Genomic DNA, 23049 nt, shown 5'->3' on the forward strand with positions numbered 1-23049 from the left:
AGGCGGTAAGCCTCAAAGAGCAAATTGCGAATTTTCTGAAAGACCACCTGAAACTGACGCTGTCCATGGAAAAAACAAAGGTGACCCATTCCAGCCAACGAGTGCGCTACCTCGGCTACGACATTTTCGTCAGCCGGAGCAAAGACACCAAGCGCAGCAAAAACGGAACATTGCGCAGAGCGTGGTATGGGACGGTGAATCTGCGGATGCCCCATGAAAAATGGCAGTCCAAACTTCAGGAATACAAAGCCTTCATCATTACGCATGACCAGCATGGCAAAGAGCAGTGGAGAGCCATGCCGCGGCGTTCTCTCGTCAACCGGGAGGACATTGATATTCTGCGAAAATTCAACTCCGAAATCAGCGGGCTGTATCAATACTACAGGCTGGCGCTGAACGTTTCCACACTGAACAAATTCCTATATATCATGGAATACAGCATGCTAAAAACCTTTGGCATGAAGTATCGCGCTAAAGTCAGCAAAATCAAAGAAAGGTATGTCCGAAATGGACACTTTGGCGTGGACTACATGACCAAGGCGGGGCCCAAACGCTGCGAGTTCTATCACGACGGATTCCAGATGAACGAGCAAGCCGCGCCCGTCTATGCAGACATTCTTCCAGAATATAGGAAACGTCAGTGGAGCAACAGCCTTGCTAATCGGCTTAAAGCGGGGACCTGTGAAATCTGTGGCCTGAAAACGGACAGCATCCTGATTCATCATGTGAAGAAACTGAAAAAGCTCAAAGGCAAAGACATTTACGAGCTCAAGATGCTGGAAATTCGGAGAAAAACTCTGGCCTTATGCCAAAATTGCTATTTCGATTGCCATAATTGCTGATGCCCATCGTTAGATGGAGAGCCGTATACTCCGAGAGGGGTACGTGCGGTTCGGAGGGGAGGGAGCCGAAACCTGCCGGGCGCAACCCGGTAAGGCGCGGCTGCCCTTACCCTATTACATTTCCGAAATGCTGGGAAAGGAGACTCTGGACACCCGGAACCGCAGTATTTCCAAGGGCTCCCACGGTTCCAGCTCCACATCGTACCAGCAGACCGGCCGCGAATTGCTTACACCAGATGAAGTGCGGGCCATGGACAACGCCTATGCAATCGTCTTTATCCGGGGCGAGAGGCCGGTCATTGACAAGAAGTACGACATTCTCAAGCACCCCAATATCAAGCTGACCGAGGACGGCGGAGCCGCCCCCTACATCCATCATCCCGGCCTGACCTTCGCGCAGGAGGATCTGAGCCTGCCGTTTGACGGCCTGGACAATATTCTAATTATTGACGAGGAGGAACTATCCAATGAAAAAGACCGTTGAAACCATCACCGCCCGCCAGCGCCGGGCCAAGCGCCGCTACTTCACCGCCGTTCTGACCCTGGCCCTCTGCGCCGCCATGACCTGTCCGGCCTTCGCCGCTGGCAGCGACCCGCTGACCATCGTAAATAATCTTTCTGATTTTATCTTCTCCATCATCAAGGCCGTGGGCGTGATCGTGCTGGGCTGGGGCATCGTCCAGGTGGGTATGTCCATCCAGTCCCACGACGCCAGCCAGCGCACCCAGGGCTTCCTGTGTCTGTTTGGTGGGCTTATGATAGCCTTTGCTAAGGAGATTCTGACCACCATCGGCGCGCTGTAAGCCGCCCAGGGGGGCGGGCCGGAGGGCTCGCCCCCCACATTTTACGAAAGGAGCTGGCTATGGGAAAACGGCTGCGAAAGTACAATCAAATTATATCCTGTGAACGCACGCCGCATGGCTGTTGGAAAATCTATGTCAGAACACCCAATGACCAAATCCATCACCGTTTGTATATGGGGTATTCCAAAGCGGAGGCGCTTCGGAAAGCACGGCGGGAGGACTTTGGCAAAAGCTCTTTTTTCAATCAGCCGTCCCGGTAAACATTATTGTCGAAATGCGTCTCAATTTGAGCCGCATTTTTGGAGGTGAATTTCTTTTGAGCGACAACTGGATTGTTGGAAACCTGCAATCGGCTTTCAACACCTGGAATGGAAAGCTGACGGAGATATGGTCCCTCATTACCACCACGCCGGAAGGGTTCCGAGGCGGTACGGTATGGGGGACCATCGTTACCATCAACGACGCGATGAAGGCCGTGGGCTACGGCCTGCTGGTGCTGTTCTTCGCTATGAGCATTTTCCAGACCGCCGCCAGTTTCCGGGACTTTCAGCGCCCGGAATTTGTACTGCGGCATTTCATCCGCTTTGTGCTGGCAAAGCTGGCCGTCGGCTCCGCTATGGAAATTATGACCGGCATTTTCTCCGTCTGCGGCGGTATCGTGCAGACCGTCATGGGCGGTATCGGCGGTATGGCCGCCGCCAGCATCGCCGTCCCCCAGGAGATCGTGGACGCCATCGAGGGCGTGGGCTTTCTCGCCAGCATCCCCTTGTGGCTGGTGTCCCTGCTGGGCAGCCTGTTTATCACTGTCATGTCCTTTATCCTGATACTCACCGTATATGGCCGCTTTTTCCGGCTGTACTTCTACACCGCCCTGGCCCCGCTGCCCCTGGCGTCCTTCGCTGGGGAGGGCACCAGCTTTGCCGGGACCGCGTTTCTGAAAAGCTATGTGGGCGTCTGCCTGGAGGGGGCCATCATCGTGTTGGCCTGCCTGATCTTCTCCGCCTTTATGTCCAGCGGGACCCCCGTGGTAGACACGTCCCTGTCCGCTGTTACCATGAGCTGGCAGTACATCGGGGAAACCATTTTTAACATGATGGTACTGGTGGGACTGGTGAAGGGCGCAGAGCGGATCGTGAAGGAGATGTTCGGCCTGTAAAAGCATCATTTTTCTCTATGCGCGAATTTTTCCGCGTCAAATGCGTAGACATCCAAATCGCCGTAGTAGGCGCATATCCCTATCCGGGGGGAATTTGTTACGGGCAGAGAAAATTCTTCAATTTCACTCTCATGGGCACAGGCTTTGCAGAGAAACGGTTCCTTATGCTTATAGATGTTATTATCCGTACTGACATAGGCCGCGGGCGCCCCGCACCTTGAGCATGGGATCAACGGCGGGATATTCCGGGCAAGAAGCCGGACGGCCGCCTTTTGCGGCTCCCGGCGTGTATGGCCCGCCACCGTGATAAGCGTCTCCGTTGTATCCCCAAAATCATACTCATGCAGGAATTGTTCTCCCGGCTCAAACGTGCTGAATTTCCGGCTGTTCTTCATCTCCTGATGGCCTTTTCCGAAAAAGGCGCTCATGTGTCCGCAGCACTCCAGCCATATTTCACGCAGAAAGCGGTCGAGACTGTCCAGTCCTGCCGTCAAAGGAACATCAAGGAACAGCCAATAGTCCTTATAATACGCCCCTTCGATTTTGAGCAAGGCACATTCCTCGCCGGTCTCCGGCCCATTGTACTGATGCACAGCCAAATGCTTTTTCACCCCGGCTTTGCTGAGTTCTTTTCCACAAATATAGCAATTACCCCTGGCAGCCATAGCAAACCCTTCCTCACAAATAAAATGATAAATTGTAATGTCGAAATGTGTCTCAAGTTGAGACGCATTTCAGAAAAGGAGCGACTATATGGAAATCAAAATCCCCAAGGAAGTACGCCAGCACAAGGAGACTATTTTCTTTGGTCTGTCTGTCCGGCAGTTCGTTTGCGCGGTGCTGGCCGTGGGCACGGCTGTGGGCGTGTACTTCCTTCTGAAAACCATCACCGGCCCGGAGACCGCAAGCTGGGCCTGCATTGTGGCGGCGGCTCCCGTGGCCGTCACCGGCTTTTTCCAGTACAATGGCATGACCTTTGAGCAATTCCTATGGGCCTTTTTGAAATCTCAATTCCTCTGCGCCGGACCCAGGGTGTTCCAGTCGGAAAACCTCTACGGCGCGGCGCTGACGAAAAAGGGGGTACAAGACTATGATTAAAACCCTGGCCGCCGCCAACAAGAGCGAACGGGAACCGTTCAAAATTCCCCGCAGTGTGCAGCAGTCCATCCCCATCCAGAGGGTATTCCGGGACGGCATCTGGCAGACTGGCCGCAATCGGTACAGCCGGACGTGGCGGTTTGCGGACATCAACTACTCCGTGGCGTCCCATGAGGACCAGCAGGAAATGTTTCTGGCCTACTGCGGCGTTCTCAACAGCCTGCCCACCGGGGCCACCGCCAAAATCACCATCAACAACCGCCGTCTCAATGGCACTGACTTCCAGCACAGCGTCCTCATGCGGCTGAAAGGGGACGAGCTGGACCGCTACCGCCAGGAGTACAACGGCATCCTCACCGAAAAGGCGCTGGAAAGCAACAATCTCATTCAGGACAAATACATCACCATTTCCGTGGCGCGAAAGAGCATTGACGAGGCCCGCACCTTTTTCAAGCGGGTGGACATTGACCTGTCCAAGAGCTTTGGCAAGCTGGACAGCGGGGCCAAGCCCCTGGACAACCATGAGCGCATGCGGATCTTCCATGACTTTTTCCGGCCCAGCGAGGAACGGGATTTTCAATTCGACCTCTCCGCCGCCATGCGCCGGGGCCATCACTTCAAGGACGCCATCGCCCCGGACGGGATGCACTTCAAGGCCGATCACTTCGAGCTGGGCGGCAAGGTGGGCCGGGTCCTGTTCCTCCGGGAGTACGCCAGCTACATCAAGGACCGCATGATTACCGACCTGTCCGACTTCTCCCGGAACCTTATGCTGTCCATCGACATTCTGCCCATCCCCACCAATGAGGCCGTCAAGGAGATGCAGTCCCGGATTTTAGGCGTGGAGAGCGACATCACCCGCTGGCAGCAGAAGCAGAACGCCAACAACAACTTTACCGCCACCGTCCCCTATGAGCTGGAACAACTCCGGGCGGAGAACAAGGAATTTCTGGACGACCTCAGCACCCGCGACCAGCGCATGATCTTCGCCAATGTCACCCTGGTCCACATGGCCGACACGTTGGAGCAGTTGGATGCGGACACCGAGACCTTGCAGGCCATCGGTAACGAGAGCCTTTGCCAGTTCTCCGTCTTGCGCTACCAGCAGGAGGACGGGCTGAACACCGCCCTGCCCTATGGCCTGCGCCGGGTCAGGACCACCCGTACCCTCACCACCGAGAGCGCCGCCGTTTTAATGCCCTTCCGCGTCCAGGAGATACAGGACGCCGGGGGCATCTACTACGGCGTGAACGCCGTCAGCAAAAACCTCCTGATCTGCAACCGAAAGCGGCTGCTGAACCCCCACGGCTTTATCCTGGGCGTGTCCGGCTCCGGCAAATCCTTCAGCATGAAGGAGGCCATTACTTTTATTGCCCTGTCCACCAGTGATGATATTATCATCATCGACGCCGAGCGAGAATATGGCGACCTGACCCGCGCCCTGGGCGGGGCCGTGATCGAGATTTCCCCCAACAGCCCCCACCACATCAACCCTCTGGAGATCACCAGGGGCTACGGCACCGGCGAAAACCCCGTGGCGATGAAGTCCGAGCTGCTTATGAGCATTTGCGAGCAGCAGATGGGCGCGGGCCAGTTGGGGGCCTTCCATAAGTCTATCATTGACCGCTGTACCGCCAATGTCTACCATGAGCTGATCGCCAGCGGCGGCAAGTCCCGGCAGCCCATCCTGTCCGACTGGCGAAACGAGTTGAAGCGCCAGCCGGAACGGGAGGCGGAGGAACTGGCCCTGGCCTCCGAGCTGTTTGTGGAGGGCAGCTTGAATATGTTCGCCCACGAGACCAACGTGGATATTGCCAACCGGATCATTTCCTTCGACCTGTACGAAATGGGGGAGCAGCTCAAGCCCACGGCGCTGAACGTCACACTGGAGACCATTCAGAACCGCGTGGCCGCGAACCGTCTGGCCGGGAAATACACATGGGTATTCGTGGACGAGGTGTACTTGTTCTTCCGCTACTACTACTCCGCGCAATTCCTGTATAAGTGCTGGAAGCGGTTCAGAAAATACGCCGCCGCCATGACCGCCGCCACGCAGAATGTGGAGGAATGTCTGCGCTCCGACACCGCCCGGCTCATGTTCGCCAACAGTGAGTTTTTGGTGCTGCTGAACCAGGCGGCCACCGACCGGGCCGAGCTTGCCAAGCTGCTGAACATTTCTACCAATCAAATGTCCTACATCACCAGCGCTGAGGCGGGCCACGGCCTGATCCGCGTGGGCGGCTCCATCGTCCCCTTCGCCAACGAGTTTCCCAGGGATACGGAGTTGTACCGCTTGATGACCACGACCCCCGGTGACAGGTAGAACCATGTCGAAATGCGTCTCAATTTGAGACGCATTATCAGCCCTTCACCGATGCCGGTGGAGGGCTGATTTTTATTGACCTGCCAACTCCCGGTATGCGGCGACCTCTTGATAGAACTGCTCCGCATAGTCACGGGCCAGCCGCTCCACTTCCACAGCCTGTTCCTCTTTCGAGAGACGGTTCATGTAATGCAGCGGCTGGTCTGGATATTCCGCCGCGATACGGCTGGCCGCGCAGTTGGTCAGGACGTGGGCCAGCAGCTCCCGCAGCACTTCCGGCGGGAGCTTACCGGCAACAGGATAAAACACATCTTCAAAGACCGGAATGTCCCCAAAATCAGAGAGCGTCCTATATGCCGGAATATCCCCAGGTACTGCTTGCAGCAGAAGCATATAAGCGGTGTTGTCCCGCCAGTTGTCATAGATTGAGGCCAAGAGGGGCCTGTCCCCACAGCGCAGGCCATAGGGCTCCAGGTGCTCCAGCAGGATAAGGCAGAGCGCCCGGACCGGCGCGGCGGTCCTGTCCTGGGCATCCGGGAAATAGGGCTTTACCTGGTTTATCAGCCAGTCAAAGTCCATCTGTTTTTCCAGCCTGCGGGCAAAGGTAGTTTTCGGCACCATCATTTCAAGAGTAAGGCCCAACAGAATCACCCCCCATTGTCCACATTCTACCATGGCCGCACCGTTTTGTATATCTCAATTTTCATACCAAGAGTGTTATTTTGTAAAAAGGGGGAATATTATGCCGTCACCCAAGGAAAAGCCCAAAGGGGCGAAAACGAAAAAGAGCGCCGGGAAAGCCGCCGCCCGGTCCCAGCCCGCCATTTCCGCGAAGCAGGCGGCCAAGCTCCTGAAGGATAAATACGTCCAGCAGCTTGACCAGCACCAGCCGGAAGGCGAGAGCATCGAGGTCCAGGCCGTCGATCAGGTGGAGGGGGCCGGGCGCTGGGCCGTGGACGAGCTTCTGACCCATGAGCGGCCCCGTTCTGACCGCCAGCCGGACAAGCGGATCAAGGAGCGGCCCAGGGATGTGCCGGAGACACCGGCCCCTGCGGACGCCCCGGCATCCGTCCCGGAGGGCGAAAGCCCGCCGCCCCGCCAAACCAGCGTGAGCTCCCGCCAGCGTGCGGGACCCTTGCCAAAGGAGCGGGCAGCCCAGGTGAAGGGGCAGCACCCGCCAGCGCCCCCTGCGGAGCACTCCGCGCCAGCAACGCCCGCCGCACCAGCGGACACACCTACCCGCACCATGCGGATCAAGGAGCGTCCCGCCGTCCGACTGAAAGAGCAGAGGACCGGGACCGCCGCTCCCAGCATAAAAGAAAAACCTTCTTCTCTCTCAAATCAATCTATCCCATCCATCAAATCAATCCGATCCATCCCATCTTCCAATGGGAGGCCAGCGGCAGGCCCTTCCACCTACCCGACGGGAAAGCAGTTAGGCGCGGGGCCTTGCTCCATTCGCAGGAGCGTCAGCACCGCCGCCAAACCAGCCAGTTCCCCGGCGGCCCCAGGCAGTTCCGCCCGATTGAAGCGGGAGGCCCGCCGTCAGGCAGTTGGAAAGCCCCGGCAGGGCCTGTCGCAACAGCCGGGACTCTCCGCCCAGGGCAAGGCCCCCGGCGCTTTGAACTCTGTCCGCAGTACGGGCCGGGATATACTCCCGCGTACAGGAGCAAGCGCCAAGGGCAGCACCCCCAAAATCCGGGGAGCCGTCTACCGAAAAGGCGTTTCCGCTCCCAAAGCCGCACGCGCCCCAATCAAGTCCGCTGTCTCCCGGCCTGTCCGGGGCCTCCGGCAGAACGCCCAGCGGCGCATGACCCAGCGAGCCGTACAGCAGGCGGGGAAAGCGGCCAAAACCTCAGCCGTGGTCCTGAAAAAAGCGGCGGTTGCTGTGACAAAGGCGGCGTCTGCCCTTGTCAGCGCCCTTGCAAGTATCATCGGCGGCAGTATCCTGCTGCTGGCCCTGGTGGTAGTCGTGGTGATCGCCGCCATCGCCAATTCTCCCTTCGGCCTGTTCTTCGCTCAGGAGCCGAACGCGCCGGGTGCTGTATCCGTTGCCCAAGCGGTGGGGACGGTCAACATGGCCTACAACAGCCGGTTGGAGCTGCTGCAAGCCGGGGACTATGACACGATTACCCTGGACGGGCAGGCCCCGGACTGGGCGGACGTGCTGGCGGTATTTGCCGTCAAGACCGCCGGGGCCGATGTGGACGGCCTGGACGTGGCCACGCTGGACTCCGACCGGGTGAACAAGCTGACCGCTGTGTTTTGGGATATGACCGGGATCGCCGTATCGGAAGATACCATTGACCATCCGGCCAGCGGCGATACAGAAGCATGGACGGAGAAGGTTTTGCATATCACCATCACGCCCAGGACAGCGGACGATATGCGTGTCTCCTATGCTTTCTCCGACTACCAAAACAGCGCCCTTGATGAGCTGCTGGCCGACCGGGCCGCGCTGTCCTCTCTGGCCGGGAGCCTTGCTATCACCAGCGCCGATGTGCGGGAAGTGCTGGATGCCCTGCCGGACGGTCTGGACCCGGCCCGCCGGGAGGCCGTACAGACGGCCCTCCAGCTGGTGGGCAAAGTCAACTACTTTTGGGGCGGCAAGAGCCGTGCCATTGGCTGGGACTCCCGCTGGGGACAGCTTACTAAGGTGTGGGCCGCTGGAAGCTCATCTACCGGCACTTACCGGCCGTTTGGCCTTGACTGCTCCGGCTTTGTGGATTGGATATTCAACAACAGCCAGGGCTATATCATAGGCCACGGCGGTGGCGTAATCATGCAGCACCGCTGCTGCACCAATATTTCCCAGACCGAGGCCCAGCCGGGGGACCTGGCTTTCTACCCGGACGACAGCCACATCGGGATCATTGTGGGCCGGAACGAGGCCGGAAAGCTGCTGGTTTGCCATTGTGCCAGCGGACAGAACAATGTTGTCGTAACCGAGTTTGGCGCGTCCGGCTTTACCGTTGTAGGAAGGCCGGATATTTTTAGCCCGTGATAATGTCGAAATGTGGCTCAATTTGAGACGCATTTCCCGATGGCCCTATACTGCCCATTGTGGCGGTATAGGGCCGATTTTTTGCGTTTTCCGGCGAAAAATGTTAGCATTTTCGGGGGTGATTTTACTATGCTGACCTGGAGTACACTCGACATTTTAAGCTATGGGGCGGGGACGCCCAGCACAACGCTGGCCCTTATGTCCTGCCAGAACGCCCAGCGCGGCCCGCCCTATCCGTTTCCAAAGGTGCCCGTCTATGACGCGGTGATCTTCTGCGACCTGCACAGCGAACCGGGCTGGGTGTATGAACAGGCCGCCTTCGTTGCCGCCGCCTGCCGGGAGGCGAACATACCATTTTATCGCCTGGACGCCGATTTATATGGGGACTTCACTCGCAATTTTGGCCGCGCCCGTACCGCCTGTATCCCGTTCTGGACCCTGGGGGACGATGGCAAAAAGGGGAAAATGCCACGCCAATGCACCTACGACTATAAAATCAAGGTCATTGAAAAATTCGTGCGCTATGAGCTGCTGCGCTACAAGCCCAGGGAGCGCACCCTGCCGCTGGACGTTCACGCCCATTCTCTCCACATGGGTATCATGTGGGAGGAACGGCGGCGGGCGAAGGAGAGCAAGCAGACCCTGTTTGTCAACCGCTATCCGCTGGTGGAAATGGGTTGGACACGGGCCGAATGTTACGCCTACAACAAAATCGTATGGGGGCTGGCGACCAGGGCGAGCTGCTGCCTGTTCTGCCCCTATCATACCAACTATTTTTATCAGTATATCCGGGAGCATGAGCCGGGCTGCTACGCCTGCGCCCTCCAGGTGGACGCGCTGGTGGAGACCCATCAGGCCCGGCCCCCACTGAAAAGCAAGTTGTTCTTATCAAAATCCAGAAAACGATTGCGGGATCTGACGGAGGAGGACTGCCAGGATAAGCAGACGTTCTTATACTTCCAGACGCCGGTATGGAACGGCTTTTGACCGTCTGCGAATATCGTCGAAAAATGCGTCTCAAATCGAGACGCATTAAATCCGCTGTATTTTACGGCTGGCTGGTATCTTTTACAAAGCGCACAACATCACTGGGGGAACAATCCAATATCGTACACAGCTTTTCCAGTGAGAGCATAGTTATATTTTTGTTCTTTTTCAGCCAGTCCAGGGTACGGCGGTCTACTCCGGCCTGAATAAGCGCATATTGAGATACGCCCTTCTTTTTCATTGTGTCCCACAAAGGACTGTAATCGACCACGCCGCCACCCCCCTTGGAGATAGTACCTCCATTATAGGGTGGCCGAAAGATTTTGAATATTGCACATATATGTGCAATATGGTATGCTCTGAAAGGGTGGTTTTTATGAGAAATGAAACCTGCTGTTTTACAGGCCACCGGCAAATACCACTGGGGGAGCGGGCAGAAATCGCAAGCAGGCTGGAGCGTGTCATTAGTGATTTGTACCAACGGGGCATCCGATACTACGGTGCCGGGGGTGCCCTGGGATTTGATGCCCTCGCCGCCCGGACGGTGATCCGTCTGCGGGAGAACTGTCCCGGCATGAAACTGATCCTCGTCCTGCCGTGCCTGACACAGACACGGGGATGGAGGCCGGAGGATATAGCAGAGTATGAGCGCATTAAGGCCCAGGCAGATAAAGTCGTCTACACGGCCCAGCAGTACACGCCGGGCTGTATGCACAGGCGCAACCGCCATTTGGTAGACAACAGCGGCGTGTGCGTCTGCTATCTGACCAAGAACAGCGGGGGGACTGCTTACACCGTCAATTACGCAAAGAAACAAGGGGTAAATGTATTCAATATTGCCGAAAGTATCACACTTTGAATCACTTTTTTGCCAGCAGAAAAAATTTTTTCAAAATATGTGCCGAAACTACCCGGTTGGGGAGTGGACAAAAAACGAGCGATTTTGGTAGAATATCATGTACCCATGCGAAAGTGAAAATTTACACTTATTTTACAAGAAAGGGGTTGCAATTTTCATGCGGATGTGCCACACTTTAGCAAGCAAGCAAGCAAGCAAGCAAGCAAGCAAGCAAGCAAGCAAGCAAGCAAGCAAGCAAGCAAGCAAGCAAGCAAGCAAGCAAGCAAGCAAGCAAGCAAGCAAGCAAGCAAGGGATAATTGCGCCCTTTTTTCCTGTAAAATTGAATTTCAATCTAAAAGGCCACCCGGCGAGCGTTTCTGCTGTCCGGGCGGCCTTTTTGCGCTCAGTTGAGGAAAAGGAGGCTGACCCGTGGACCAAAACTATATCGCTCCGGCAAGCGCACTAAAGAAACTGAAAAAGGCCCGGAACCTGTCACAGACAGTTTACCTTTACGGGGCCACCGGCTATGGCAAGACGGAGCTGGTACGCCAATATCTGTCGGGCCGCAGATACACTTACCTCTCCTGTGAGGAACTGCCCTGGGAGGATGGGGCGCTGCCCCGGTCGGAACCGGGCAGGCAAAACCGCCGGGTGGTGGTGATTGACGACCTGCACCGGCTGAAAAGCGAGGAACTACGCCGGGAGATCATTGCGTTGGAGGAGAGGGCGGATATATGGCTTATCCTGATTAGCCGGAGTCCTGTCCCCACATGGCTCATGCCCCAGCATATCAAGAGCGTTTTTGTCGTGATCTCCGAGAAAGACCTGCGGATGGGCCGCAGCGAGATCGCCGCCTATCTGGAGTCCCGCGGCATCGCATATACGGAGGAGGATATGCGGCTTTTGGAAGTCACCGCCGAGGGCAACGCCTACATCCTCCACCATGTCGCCCTGCGTATGAAGGAGGGCTTATCCCCCGGCTCGGAACTCCACGCGGAAATATGGGACGCCTTTGCCGCTTATCTGGAGACTGTGGTGCTGGTGCGCTGGGACAGCGACCTGTTGGAATTTTTGATGCAGGTCAGTGTGGTGGACGAGTTTACGGCGGGGCTGGCGGAGATGATCTCCGGCAATCTCCATGTCACCGCCCTGCTGGAACAGGCGGCAGAGGCCGGAAATTTTATTTCCCAGGAGGACGGCACATATCGTTTACGCCCGGTGTTGATCGATGCTCTGCGGAACCGGACATTAAAGGTATATGGGACGGAGCGGGTCAAAGACCTCAAATATAACGCCGCCCTCTACTATGAAATGCACGATGAAGTTGTCCCGGCATTGAGGCTGTTCGAGGAGTGCGGCAAAACCGAGCGCATCAAAAATCTGTTGATCCGCAACGCCCGGATGAACCCCGGCAACGGCCACTATTACGAACTGCGCCGCTACTATTTCAACATGGACGAGAGGGAGATCGAGGACAGCCCGGTATTGATGGCGGGTATGAGTATGCTGCACTCCATGCTGATGGACGACGAAAAAAGCGAGTATTGGTACGAGAAGCTAAAAGCCTTTGCCACCAATGCCAAGGGCGGCGTCCGGCGGGAGGCTCTGAGCCGTCTGGCCTACCTGGACATTGGCCTGCCCCACCGGGGGAGCCGGGACGTACTGGAAATTATAAAAAACATCCCCGCCCTGCTGTTCGACAAGGGCAACCGCCTCCCGGAGTTTTCCGTCACCAGCAACCTCCCCAGCACCATGAACGGCGGCAAGGATTTTTGCCATTGGAGTCCCGACGATACCAAGCTGGCAAAGACTGTGGGGCCGCTGGTGGAGCGTGTGCTGGGCAGCTATGGAAAGGGACTTGTCAAGGCCGCGCTGGGCGAGAGCTACTACGAAAAAGGCGAGGACAATTACAAGGTAATGTCCCTGCTGACCCGCGCCCAGGTGGAGGCAGGGCAGGGCGGGACGATGGAGATCGCCTTTGCCGCCGTAGGCGTCCGGGTACGGCTGGCCCTGCTGCAAGGGGACAGTCCGGCGGCGCGGGAGCTGCTGGCATCCTTTGAACAGTCTGTGCGGGAAAACAGGGCCGTCCAGCTATTGCCCAACATCCAGGCGCTCCGCTGCCGGTTGGCCTTGTATGAGGGCGATATGGATATGGTGGAACGCTGGATGAAAACCGCCCCGGACGAGGATCGGGAGTTTTGCAGTTTGGAGCGTTACCGCTACCTGACCAAAGTACGCTGTTATCTGGCGAATGGGGCATATACAAAGGCCCAGGCCCTTTTGGAAAAGCTGCGCTATTACGCCGAGCAAACCGACCGGCCCTATATCCGCATGGAAACCGGGCTGTTGTCCGCCATCACCAAGGAGCGGGTCGGCGGGCCATGGCAGGAGGAACTGGCCACCGTTCTGAAAGAAGCGGAGCGTTACCGCTTTCTGCGCCTGATTACCGAGGAGGGAGCGGCGGTATGGCCCCTGTTCCAACGGGAGAAAAAGGCGTTGCAGGAAGCTGGGACGTTGAATAAGGACTGGCTGCGCCGCCTGCTGGCCGAGGCCGAGGAAGTGGCCCGGCGCTATCCCCTCTATCTGAAAAAGCGGGCGGCTGTGGCGGCGGATTTCAAAGGCGTCGCCCTGACCATCCTCCGTTTGCAGGCCGACGGCCTATCTGTTAATCGGATCGCCCAAAGGCTGGATTTGAAGCCGGACAATGTGAAATATCACATCAAGGAGAATTATCGAAAATTGAATGTTGACAACAAAACGGACGCGCTGCTGGCGGCGCGAAGCCTGGGCCTGCTGTAATTCAAGAAATGCGTCTCAACTTGAGACACATTTCGACAGGGAATGAAAGTTTAATGCAAATTCTTTTTCAAGGAGGATGTTCTATGAAACGCAGAATATTAAGCATCATCACCGCTCTGGCTCTGTGCCTGAGCCTATGCCCCACCTGGGCGCTGGCGGCGGAGGCGGACCCCGCGCTCTGTCCCCATCACCGGGAGCATACGGAGGACTGCGGCTACACCGCCCCCGCCGAGGGTCAGCCCTGCGGCCATGAGCATACGGACGAGTGCTACACCCTGGGGGCGCTCCCCGACACGGACAGCGGCGATTATTACGAGATTGGCGCGGATACGGAAAATCTGCTGGACTGCCAGCACACTCATGACAGCGAGTGCGGCTATGTCCAGGCCAACCCCGGCCAGCCCTGCGGGTATGAGTGCCGCATCTGTCCCATTGAGGATTTGATCGCCGCCCTGCCCGATACGGTGATGGAGGACAACGCGGACAACGTGCGGGCACAGCTTGACCATATCCTCGCCCTCTATGGGGAGCTGTCCTGGGAGGAGCAGGAGCAGATCGACCTGTCCCGCGTCTACGAACTGCAAGGGGCGCTGGACGGGGCCAACGATCCCGACCCGGTAGAGGGCGAAGTGTCCGCAGATTATCAGGAGGCATCCTGGAACAACAGCGGGGTTATATACACAACCAAGACCGCCGCTAACTGCACCCCTGTGACAGACAGCACAACGGAGTGGAACGCGGGCTGGTATGCAGTCAGCGGCAACGTCACCATTTCCGAACCCATCACCGTCAACGGGGAGGTACACCTGATCCTGACGGACGGCTGTACCCTCACAGCGGCAAAGGGCATTGTGGTGACGGACGGCAACAGCCTGACCATCTACGCCCAGTCCGAAAATGGCGGCACGCTGAACGCCACAGGTACAACTGACAGCAGCAACAACGCCAGCGCGGGCATCGGCGGCAGCACCTCCTCCGTTGACAGCGGCAGCATTACCATTCATGGCGGCATAATCAACGCCACCGGCGGCGGTCAGTCCAGATACTACGGCGGCGCGGGCATTGGCGGCGGCACCTCCAAATCTGCGAACGGCGGCAACAGCGGCACGATCATCATTTATGGCGGCACAATCACCGCCAACAGCGGCGAAGGAGACCTTACTGGCGCGGGCATCGGCGGCGGTGGCGGTGGCGGGAACAACGGAGGCGCCGGCAGCAATATCACCATCTATGGCGGCAGCGTCACAGCGGCGTCCACTGGCACAGGAACTGGCGGCGCAGGGATCGGTGGCGGTGGCGGCAACAAAGACGGCGGTACCGGAGAAAATATCAATATTTATGGCGGCACGATAAAAGCCACTGGCAGCTTCCTTGGCGCGGGCATTGGCGGCGGTGGCAGCGTTGCCATTTATGACTCCAGCTACAAATCCGGCGATGGCACCGTCACCATCAGTGGCGGCACAGTGACCGCTGTTGGAGGCAGCTATGCCGCAGGCATTGGCGGCGGCGGTGGGTATCAAAACACCTATGGTGGCTGTACCGGCGGCACCGGCAGCGTCACCATTAACGGCGGCATTGTGGACGCCAGCAGTCCAACAGATGTCTATTACGCAAACTACAAAGGCGCTCCCATCGGCAACGGCGGGAACGCCAGCGGTGGATCTGTCGAGAAAACCACCGGCATCGTGTTTGAGAATGGCGTGGGGACGGTCTGCGGTACTGTGACCTTTAACGGGAGCTACAACGTCCCTGCGGACTACTCCCTGAACATCCCCGCCGGGGCCAGCCTGTCCGGGAGCGGCACCCTCTCCGGCGGCGGGGCGTTTACCACTGAGAATTTGACGGAGGATATGATCTCTGTCCCCACCGATTTCTATTATAATGGGGAGGATAGGACTACTGAACTCACCGAAGCGGTTGCGATCAACGGCGGCGTTACCATCTGCGGCCAGACCTTTGCGGTCAGCGGCTGGACGGTGGAGGTCAGCAGGACAGACGATTTGCACTATACTGCTACTTATACGAATACTGACAACTCCACCACTTTCCAGAAAACCATCACGCTCCAGCAGTCCGGCACGACGCTTGACGGCGCGGTAAAAACCTACAACGGCGACACGCAGACTACTACTTTCACCGCCAGCGACACCATCACCGTCAAGGCCACGCCCACCGCAACCGGGCAGGCTCCGGCCAACTCCGCTATGTTTGCGGCCAGCTTCACCGGGCCGGGCGCGGGCCAGATGGCGGTGTTTGTGGGTGATACGCAGGTGTCCGCTCCTGCGGACGTTGGCGAGGACGGCGCCTACACCATGACCGTCAGCGCCGCCGATGTGTTGACGCTGGGCGGGGTTGAGCCTAACCAGACCATCACTCTGACCGCGAAATTCGTGGGGAATAACAATATGGCGGACGCGGCAGGGACGGTGCCAGTCAACATTTCCGCCGTTGCGAAGGTCGTAAATGGCAGCTACACCACCTATGTGGGCAATTTGGACGATGCGTTCAAAACGGAAAACGATGGCGCGACCATTACGATGCTGAAGGATGTGACGCGAACACCAGTACTCGACATCCAAATCACCTGCAACCTGGACCTGGGTGGGCATACCATCACCTGCACTGGTCGCACAGCTATCAGCATTTGGAGTAACGCAAATCTGACCATTCAGGGTGCGGGCGAGGTTGTTTCTGCAAGCGGCACCGCTCTTGATGTGAGTGGAAATGTCACGCTGAAAGGTGGAACCTTTACCGGTGTGGGATCGCAATCTGCTGGTGTAAATGTCAATGATGAGAGCGGATCTCTATCCGTCACCGAAAATGTGACCATACAGAACACAGGCGGCGGTTATGGATTGGCCGTCAGCAATGCACAGTCTGTTCAACTCTCAGGTGGAAAATACTCCGGGACGGCGGGGGCAATTGTCATAACGAGCCAATCCTCCTCTCTCACCCTCGGCGGCCTGCTGGCCCACAGCGGCGACACCCGGTACGCCTATTTTGACGAAAGCGGCACAACCCCCTTTACGGGTGTGCTGGGCAATAAGTCGCTGACCGGCACAGTGACGGTGAAGAAGTGCAACCATACCGGCGAGGGCGTCTGCGAGTACACGCCGAATGGCGGAAACCCACGCCATAACCTGTCTGGCCTGCGGGTATGCGGGAGCTGCGGAGGACTGTCAGTACACCTATACGCCCGACAGCGGCGGGGAGCATCACACCACGGCCTGTCAGTTCTGCGGCAGGACCAAAACAGAGGCGCATACCTACGGCTCGTGGACGCCGGAACATAATGAGAACGCTGTTACCATCCGGCGCAGCTGTGAAAACTGCGGCTATACGAAAACGGATGGTACGATCACAGCGCCGGCCCACGGCCAAACTATGCAATATGGAAAGCCGATCACGCTAACCTGTTCCTCCACCCTGCCGGGGGCAACTTTTAGCTGGTCCCTTAATGGAAGCACTGCCGAGGGGACGGGAGCCAGCTTTACCCTGCCGGAGACGCTGGCAGTTGGGAGTTACTTGTATGGCGTTACCGTGAAATGGCCTGGCTCGGAAAGCAATATCTGTACTGAAATGGACATCTTCGAGGTCACTCCCGCCCCGCTGACCGCCACCGAAGCAACGGCGGAGGGCAGGGCCTATGACGGCACCAATTCGGTGGAGATCACCGGCGTGACGCTGGCCGGGATTTTGAACAGCGATGATGTATCCGTTGATACCACCGGCCTGACCGGAACCCTGAACGGCTCCAACGCGGGAACCTATACCAACCTCACCCTGCCCGCAATGACCCTCACCGGCGCGGACGCGGAGAATTACACTGTGACCCGGCCCGCAGGAGCGGTCCCGGCCAGCGTGACCATCCGCAAAGCTGCGCCCCTCATCCCCAAGACCGGCGATCTGGCGGTTGCCAATACGCAGGAGCATACTTACACCTACGGCTTGGGCGCTCTGCGGCCCGATATGCCGGAGGGCATGAGCCTGGGCAGCACCGCCGTCACCTACGAGCTGGGTCCGGTCAATCTGGGCAGCTACTACGACAGCGGCGCAATGATTGACGGCCAGACCCTCACCCTGCCCATTAAGGCGGTGGAGAGCGACAGCGAAACTAAAATCGGAACCATCACCGTTACCATCCATACCCAAAACTTCGAGGATATGACCGCCACCATCGACGTGCGGAGCGTCAACAAGATCATCCCCACCGGCGGACCCAACCTGAGCGGGACCACCCTCACCTATGGGCAAGCCCTCAGCGCCATTACCCTGTCCGGCAACATGAAGGACGGCGAAACGCCTGTTCCCGGTAAATTTGAGTGGAGCAACCCGGATAACCGGCCTGCTGTGCAGGAAAACTATGCGGCGGCATGGATCTTCACACCGGATGATAACAAAACCTACGCCATTGTCACCGGGACGGCCTTGATCCAGGTCCTCCCGGCTCCCATTACGGGTGTTGTGATCGTGCTGGACCATACGGCGTTCAAGTACGATGGCCAGCCCCACCGCCCCGGCATCACCAGTGTGACGCTGAATGGGACCCCGCTGACGGCGGACGTGGACTACACCGCCGCGATCCCGGAGGGAACGGAAGCGGGCACATATACCGTCACCCTCACCGGCAAAGGCAACTACACAGGAACAGCCACAGCGGTATTTATCATCAATCCTGTGGAGCAGAAACCGCTGGATCAGAAGGACGACGACGGCCACGAGCTGCGGCTGGAGGTGGAAACCGGGCTGTCCACCGTCCCGGAGGCGCTGAAAACAAATGAGCAGTTCAATACGCCGGGGAAGATCGAAACCGCCCTGCGGACCAGAGTGGCCGAGGTGATGTCCAATGTGGGAGAGCAGATCGCGGTGTTCGATGTGACCCTCCAGTACAAGGACGCAAGCGGCGTGTGGCGCAATGTCGATCCCAACCATTTCCCGGCGGAGGGCGTGACGGCGGTCCTGCCCTACCCGGCGGGAACCGGGGCCACCGGCTACACCTTCACCGTCCAGCACCTCATTTCCAGCGGCCCGCAGGCCGGGACGATGGAAACCTTGCCCTATGAGCTGACCGCAGACGGCCTGCGGTGCAAGTTCAGCAGTCTGTCCCCGGTGGCCATCGGCTATCAGACGGCCACAAAGCCCAATCCCCAGCCGAATCCAGGCGGCAACTCCGGCGGTGGCTCCGGCGGCGGGGGCTGGAGTTCCAGCACCTACGCCGTCACAGTGGAGAGATCGGAGCATGGCAAAGTGACCTCCAACCGTACCAACGCCAGCAATGGCAGCGCCGTCACCTTGACGGTCACGCCGGACAGCGGCTATGTGCTGGACACCCTGACCGTCACCGACAGCCGGGGGAACGAGGTCAAGCTGACCGCCCAGAGCGGCGGGAAGTACACCTTCACTATGCCCAGCAGGGCCGTAATGGTGAAAGCCACCTTCGCGCCCCTGCCGGACGATACGCAAAAGCCCTGTGACGGCGGCGAAAACTGCCCCTCCCGCGGCTTCACCGACCTGGGCGGCGTGGGGACGTGGTATCACGAGGCGGTGGACTATGTTCTGCGAAACGGCCTGATGAACGGTTACAGCAACGGAACCTTCGGCCCCAACAACAACCTGACCCGCGCACAATTCGCCCAAATCCTCTTTAACAAGGAGGGCAGGCCGGTTGTCAACTACCTGCTGCAATACGGCGATGTGGCGGAGGGCGCGTGGTACACCGAGGCCATCCGCTGGGCCACCAGCCGGGGTATTGTGGGCGGCTACGGAAACGGGACCTTCGGCCCCAACGACAACATCACCCGTGAGCAGTTGGCCGTCATGCTCTGGCGGTACGCCGGAAGCCCCGCCGCTACGGATAAGGAGCTGCACTTCACCGACGCGGATCAGGCCAGCGGCTTTGCGCTGGAGGCCCTGCGGTGGGCGGTAGAGAACGGCATCATCAACGGCTACGGCGACGGGCTGCTCGGCCCCCAGGGGCAGGCGACACGGGCGCAGGTGGCGCAGATGCTGAAAAACTTTATTGAGAATCGGGAGCCCGATGCTTAAAAAACTTGTATTTTCTTGAAAGACGCATAGTACCACGAAAGCGGGACGGTGTTTTTCCGTCCCGCTTTCAATATAAGCATTTCCGCAAAAATTGTAGAAATATGTCTCAATTTGAGACGCATTTTGGAAAGAAAGGGGGGACTATCCGACATGATATACAGCGTATTGACCGTGGGATTGTCTGAAAAATTGGTTGCGGCTCTGCAAGCCTTAATCATCCAGTATGATTTGAACTTTACTACATCCTTGACCACGCGGGAGGCAAACCGCTTATTGGAGCGTCGAGTATTCCATCTTCTGATTATCGGCCTGGACTATCTGCGAACGAGCCATCAAGCCGAGTGGCTGACCGATATTCGGCATATCAGCTTTGTGCCGCTTATCGTCCTGTCCGATACCCCGGACCGGGATATGAACAGCATGGTACAGCTTGGCGCTGACCTGTGCATTTCAGGACAGTCCCCGCTTGCAGCGATTGCCAATTATGTCCGCGCTCAACTCCGGCGATACACCGAATACAATCATTATGACAATCCAGTAAATGCGGAGGCCGCACCCTTTCAGATTGGGGGCATTTACATCGACCCGGCCCGCCGGGTGGCGGAGGTCTATGGACAGCCTGTGACCCTGCGCCGCCGTGAGTTTTCCCTGCTGCTGTACTTCATGCGAAATCATGATGTGGTACTGACCCCGGAGCAGATATGCGAACACGCCTGGAGGATGGAATATACGCAGTCCGTGGGCCAGTCTGTCCATGAACTCCGCAAGCAGATTGAAATAACTCCAAATCACCCCCGCCATATCCAGACCGTCTACCGTGTGGGCTACCGCTTTGTGTCAGATTTTGCCGAAACTTGCGGCCGATAGTAAAGTAAGGGAAAACTATTAGGAAAGTAACAGGAAAAGTGTTTGCTACAATCCTTCTATCTGAAAAAGGAGGATTGTACCATGCGGGTTATTTCCAAAAAAATAAAACAGGAACCGACAAGAGCCGCCGCCCCGGAACAAGGGGCGGCGGCTTCTTTCTATTCGACAGAAAACGAGCGTTTTTGCAGAGGGGACGGCCAACGCGCTGCCGCTAAAACTGTCGAGGAGTATCTTCTTTCGCCGAATAAAAAAATTCTTTCCAAAAGTTTGGCAAAACACCCCCTGGCACTTGTAATAAGGATAGAGGGGAAAAACAAGCCCCTCCCGGAAAAGGGGGTGACAGCATGAGCATGGAGCAGAACAAGCGGCACACTTTTGACGCCTACTGCAAGCGGCTGGTGAAAAACGAGGCGGTCAACATCCATCTGGAGTATGCCCGCCAGGGGAAACGGGAAGCAGTCTTTTCCGAACTGACCCAGCGGGAGCTGCAAAGTCTCTGCTGCACAGACCGCTACGCCCCGGAACGCCGGGTGTTCACCGTTCTGGATATGGACTTTGAGATTGAGGACGCCGACCTTGTCCGGGCGCTGGCCACTCTGACCCTGGAGCGGCGGAGTATCGTCCTGCTGGCCTATCTGCTGGAAATGAAGGACGACGAGATCGCCCAAAGGCTCCAGATGAACCGCTCCACCGTACAGTACCAACGCACCAACACCCTGGAAGAACTAAGAAAACTGATGGAGGGATATGAGTATGAATAATTATCGCCGCAACAGCAAGCCCCACAGCCGCCTGCTGCCCTACGCCACCATCCGGGCGGCATCCGAGGGCGACCCCGACGCTGTGAACGCCGTCCTGCGGCACTATGAGGGCTATATCACCCGTTTGGCCATGCGCCAGCTCCATGACGAGTATGGCAATACCTATCTCTGCGTGGACGAGGCTATGCGCCGCAGGCTGGAAATCAAGCTGATTACCGGCATCCTGGCGTTCCGGGCCGCATGAGCGGCCACAGCCCCTACAACATAATCACCAAGGAGGCGGCAGTATGAGAGATATTCCCTATACATCCAAGCTGGACCACGCGGAGGATGGACGGCCCCTGGCCCTGGACTACTTCATTTTGGTAAGAGACGGCGAACCGGAACAGTATGGGATCAAGGTCATTGAGAAAAACAGCGGGGCACAGTCCCTGGCCTTTGATCTGACCACGGAGCCGGAGCGTATCTACACTTTAGCGGACAAGCTCTCCCGGAACAGCGTTACTCCCGCCACTCTGCTGGACATTGTGGACGATTGGCTTTAGTCGGAGGTAGAAATGAACACAGAACAGCTTTTGAGAAATCTCGGCGCTACCGGGAACCTGAAAGGGTTTCGGTATGCCGTCCATATGATCGAATTGGCAGAACAGGACCCGACCGCAGTTACAAAGGTCACAAAGTACCTTTACCCGGAAACAGCCAGACATTTCAATGTTTCCCCAAGTGTTGTGGAGCGCAATCTGCGTACTGTTATCCATATCTGCTGGAGCCGTGGGAACCGGGAGTTTTTTGACGAGGTGGCGGGTACTCGCCTGACATACCAGCCCACCAACGGGATGTTTCTGGATATGGCTGCTGCGTTTCTGCGGCGGCGGGAGGCATAGCTTCCCCAAAAATCTATCCCGGCTGGGGTGAAAAGCCCCAGCCGGGGCCAGAGAAATGCGGCTCAAATTGAGACACATTTCGACACGCCGCCAAGCGGCACGGGCGCACCGTCCCCGGCGCGTCCGTGCGGACTGGCGACAGTCCGGCCCATGCACCTTGAAAACGGAATGACCGACCAAAGAGGATATGTACCCTTTTGAGTATGCCGTCTGCGTGCCTGGGGGATGATACGCCGCTGACGAACCAGGGGCAGGAACGACTTTGGACAGAACGGCAATTTATGAAACAGGGGGTGAAACAGAACGGGAGCATCATTTTCCCTATTCCAAGCGAAACAGCCGGGCCGGTATATTGCCGCATGACGCAATATCTCCGGTCCGGCTGACATACCAGGGCCGCGTCCGACAGCCGGGGGCAGCCCTGCATTTTCTACAAGGAGGCCGTGCAATGGAGAGGGATAATTTTTCCAAGAGAGCAGATCAATCCGCAGAACAGCCGAAAGTGGTTTATATTGGCGGCTGTAAGGTCACTGTCAGATACAGCGGGCAGAAAAATCCGTCTGCGGTCAAACGTATCAAGGACACGCTGATTGCTGGCGCGACTGCCGGGAAAAGCTGATTTTTTGCATTTTTTGTTGAAA

Annotated in this window: 22 protein-coding genes and 1 pseudogene; 20 read left to right on the forward strand and 3 right to left on the reverse strand. The window is 57.6% G+C overall.

Annotation, left to right across the window (positions count from 1 at the left end):
• The 4 genes and pseudogenes from D1641_RS13705 to D1641_RS13720 form a co-directional block, all read left to right on the forward strand.
• Nucleotides 1-842: group II intron reverse transcriptase/maturase (locus tag D1641_RS13705; RefSeq protein ID WP_347707437.1), on the forward strand; the 842-nt coding region annotated here is incomplete at its 5' end.
• Between the two features lie 115 nt (nt 843-957).
• Nucleotides 958-1218: pseudogene (locus D1641_RS19505) on the forward strand (type IV secretory system conjugative DNA transfer family protein); the annotation flags it as partial.
• A 91-nt stretch (nt 1219-1309) separates the two neighbouring features.
• Entirely contained in the window at nt 1310-1645 is a 336-nt protein-coding gene (locus D1641_RS13715; protein WP_160666637.1) for a TrbC/VirB2 family protein, read from the forward strand.
• A 316-nt stretch (nt 1646-1961) separates the two neighbouring features.
• On the forward strand, nt 1962-2801 hold the full coding sequence (locus D1641_RS13720; RefSeq protein ID WP_160666639.1) for a hypothetical protein: 840 nt from the start codon (nt 1962-1964) through the stop codon (nt 2799-2801).
• A 5-nt stretch (nt 2802-2806) separates the two neighbouring features.
• Here the strand turns inward: D1641_RS13720 and D1641_RS13725 are convergent, their stop codons facing one another.
• On the reverse strand, nt 2807-3352 hold the full coding sequence (locus D1641_RS13725) for a hypothetical protein (RefSeq protein WP_160666641.1): 546 nt from the start codon (nt 3350-3352) through the stop codon (nt 2807-2809).
• Between the two features lie 202 nt (nt 3353-3554).
• On the opposite strand from D1641_RS13725, the gene D1641_RS13730 reads away from it, so the two are divergent.
• Nucleotides 3555-3899 carry a PrgI family protein gene (locus tag D1641_RS13730; protein WP_160666643.1) on the forward strand — a complete coding sequence of 115 codons (345 nt, stop codon included), beginning with the start codon at nt 3555-3557 and terminating at the stop codon, nt 3897-3899.
• Nucleotides 3892-6222, forward strand: a complete 2331-nt coding sequence (locus tag D1641_RS13735; protein ID WP_160666645.1) for a VirB4-like conjugal transfer ATPase, CD1110 family — start codon at nt 3892-3894, stop codon at nt 6220-6222. The genes D1641_RS13730 and D1641_RS13735 overlap by 8 nt, the downstream gene beginning before the upstream one ends.
• Nucleotides 6223-6294: 72 nt before the next feature.
• Here D1641_RS13735 and D1641_RS13740 read toward each other — a convergent pair whose 3' ends face one another.
• The gene (locus D1641_RS13740) at nt 6295-6864 is read right to left on the reverse strand and encodes a hypothetical protein (protein ID WP_160666646.1); all 570 of its coding nucleotides are present in this window, start codon (nt 6862-6864) and stop codon (nt 6295-6297) included.
• 100 nt (nt 6865-6964) lie between these two features.
• On the opposite strand from D1641_RS13740, the gene D1641_RS13745 reads away from it, so the two are divergent.
• Nucleotides 6965-9226 (forward strand): NlpC/P60 family protein, encoded by a 2262-nt coding sequence (locus D1641_RS13745; RefSeq protein WP_160666648.1) that lies wholly within the window; start codon nt 6965-6967, stop codon nt 9224-9226.
• Between the two features lie 129 nt (nt 9227-9355).
• Entirely contained in the window at nt 9356-10213 is an 858-nt protein-coding gene (locus D1641_RS13750) for a hypothetical protein (protein ID WP_016320918.1), read from the forward strand.
• Nucleotides 10214-10274: 61 nt separating this feature from the next.
• On the opposite strand, the gene D1641_RS13755 is transcribed toward D1641_RS13750, so the two are convergent.
• Nucleotides 10275-10484 (reverse strand): helix-turn-helix transcriptional regulator, encoded by a 210-nt coding sequence (locus D1641_RS13755; RefSeq protein WP_160666650.1) that lies wholly within the window; start codon nt 10482-10484, stop codon nt 10275-10277.
• A 105-nt stretch (nt 10485-10589) separates the two neighbouring features.
• Between D1641_RS13755 and D1641_RS13760 the strand changes: the two genes are divergently transcribed.
• From D1641_RS13760 to D1641_RS19195, 12 genes are all read left to right on the forward strand, one after another.
• The gene (locus D1641_RS13760; RefSeq protein WP_160666652.1) at nt 10590-11072 is read left to right on the forward strand and encodes an SLOG family protein; all 483 of its coding nucleotides are present in this window, start codon (nt 10590-10592) and stop codon (nt 11070-11072) included.
• A 97-nt stretch (nt 11073-11169) separates the two neighbouring features.
• Nucleotides 11170-11463, forward strand: coding sequence for a hypothetical protein (locus D1641_RS13765; protein ID WP_160666654.1), 294 nt, complete (start codon nt 11170-11172; stop codon nt 11461-11463).
• Nucleotides 11464-11481: 18 nt separating this feature from the next.
• Complete coding sequence (locus D1641_RS13770; RefSeq protein WP_160666656.1) at nt 11482-13851, forward strand: LuxR C-terminal-related transcriptional regulator; 2370 nt, start codon at nt 11482-11484, stop codon at nt 13849-13851.
• 83 nt (nt 13852-13934) lie between these two features.
• Nucleotides 13935-17144, forward strand: a complete 3210-nt coding sequence (locus D1641_RS19510) for a hypothetical protein (protein WP_243149396.1) — start codon at nt 13935-13937, stop codon at nt 17142-17144.
• Nucleotides 17145-17430: 286 nt separating this feature from the next.
• Complete coding sequence (locus D1641_RS13775; protein WP_243149400.1) at nt 17431-19896, forward strand: S-layer homology domain-containing protein; 2466 nt, start codon at nt 17431-17433, stop codon at nt 19894-19896.
• 273 nt (nt 19897-20169) lie between these two features.
• Nucleotides 20170-20763, forward strand: a complete 594-nt coding sequence (locus D1641_RS13780; RefSeq protein WP_243149397.1) for a response regulator transcription factor — start codon at nt 20170-20172, stop codon at nt 20761-20763.
• Between the two features lie 81 nt (nt 20764-20844).
• Entirely contained in the window at nt 20845-21111 is a 267-nt protein-coding gene (locus D1641_RS13785; protein WP_160666662.1) for a hypothetical protein, read from the forward strand.
• Nucleotides 21108-21524, forward strand: a complete 417-nt coding sequence (locus tag D1641_RS13790; RefSeq protein WP_160666664.1) for a sigma factor-like helix-turn-helix DNA-binding protein — start codon at nt 21108-21110, stop codon at nt 21522-21524. Before D1641_RS13785 ends, D1641_RS13790 begins: the two co-directional genes overlap by 4 nt.
• Nucleotides 21517-21768 carry a helix-turn-helix domain-containing protein gene (locus D1641_RS13795; protein WP_016320910.1) on the forward strand — a complete coding sequence of 84 codons (252 nt, stop codon included), beginning with the start codon at nt 21517-21519 and terminating at the stop codon, nt 21766-21768. The genes D1641_RS13790 and D1641_RS13795 overlap by 8 nt, the downstream gene beginning before the upstream one ends.
• A gap of 43 nt (nt 21769-21811) precedes the next feature.
• A complete protein-coding gene (locus tag D1641_RS13800) occupies nt 21812-22069 on the forward strand; it encodes a DUF6514 family protein (RefSeq protein ID WP_016320909.1) in 258 nt (85 codons plus the stop codon).
• A 12-nt stretch (nt 22070-22081) separates the two neighbouring features.
• A complete protein-coding gene (locus D1641_RS13805; RefSeq protein ID WP_016320908.1) occupies nt 22082-22408 on the forward strand; it encodes a sporulation initiation factor Spo0A C-terminal domain-containing protein in 327 nt (108 codons plus the stop codon).
• 448 nt (nt 22409-22856) lie between these two features.
• Nucleotides 22857-23027, forward strand: a complete 171-nt coding sequence (locus tag D1641_RS19195; protein WP_201757373.1) for a hypothetical protein — start codon at nt 22857-22859, stop codon at nt 23025-23027.
• Nucleotides 23028-23049: the final 22 nt, after the last annotated feature.

It is taken from the genome of Colidextribacter sp. OB.20 (assembly GCF_009911595.1).
Taxonomy (GTDB): Bacteria; Bacillota; Clostridia; order Oscillospirales; family Oscillospiraceae; genus Lawsonibacter.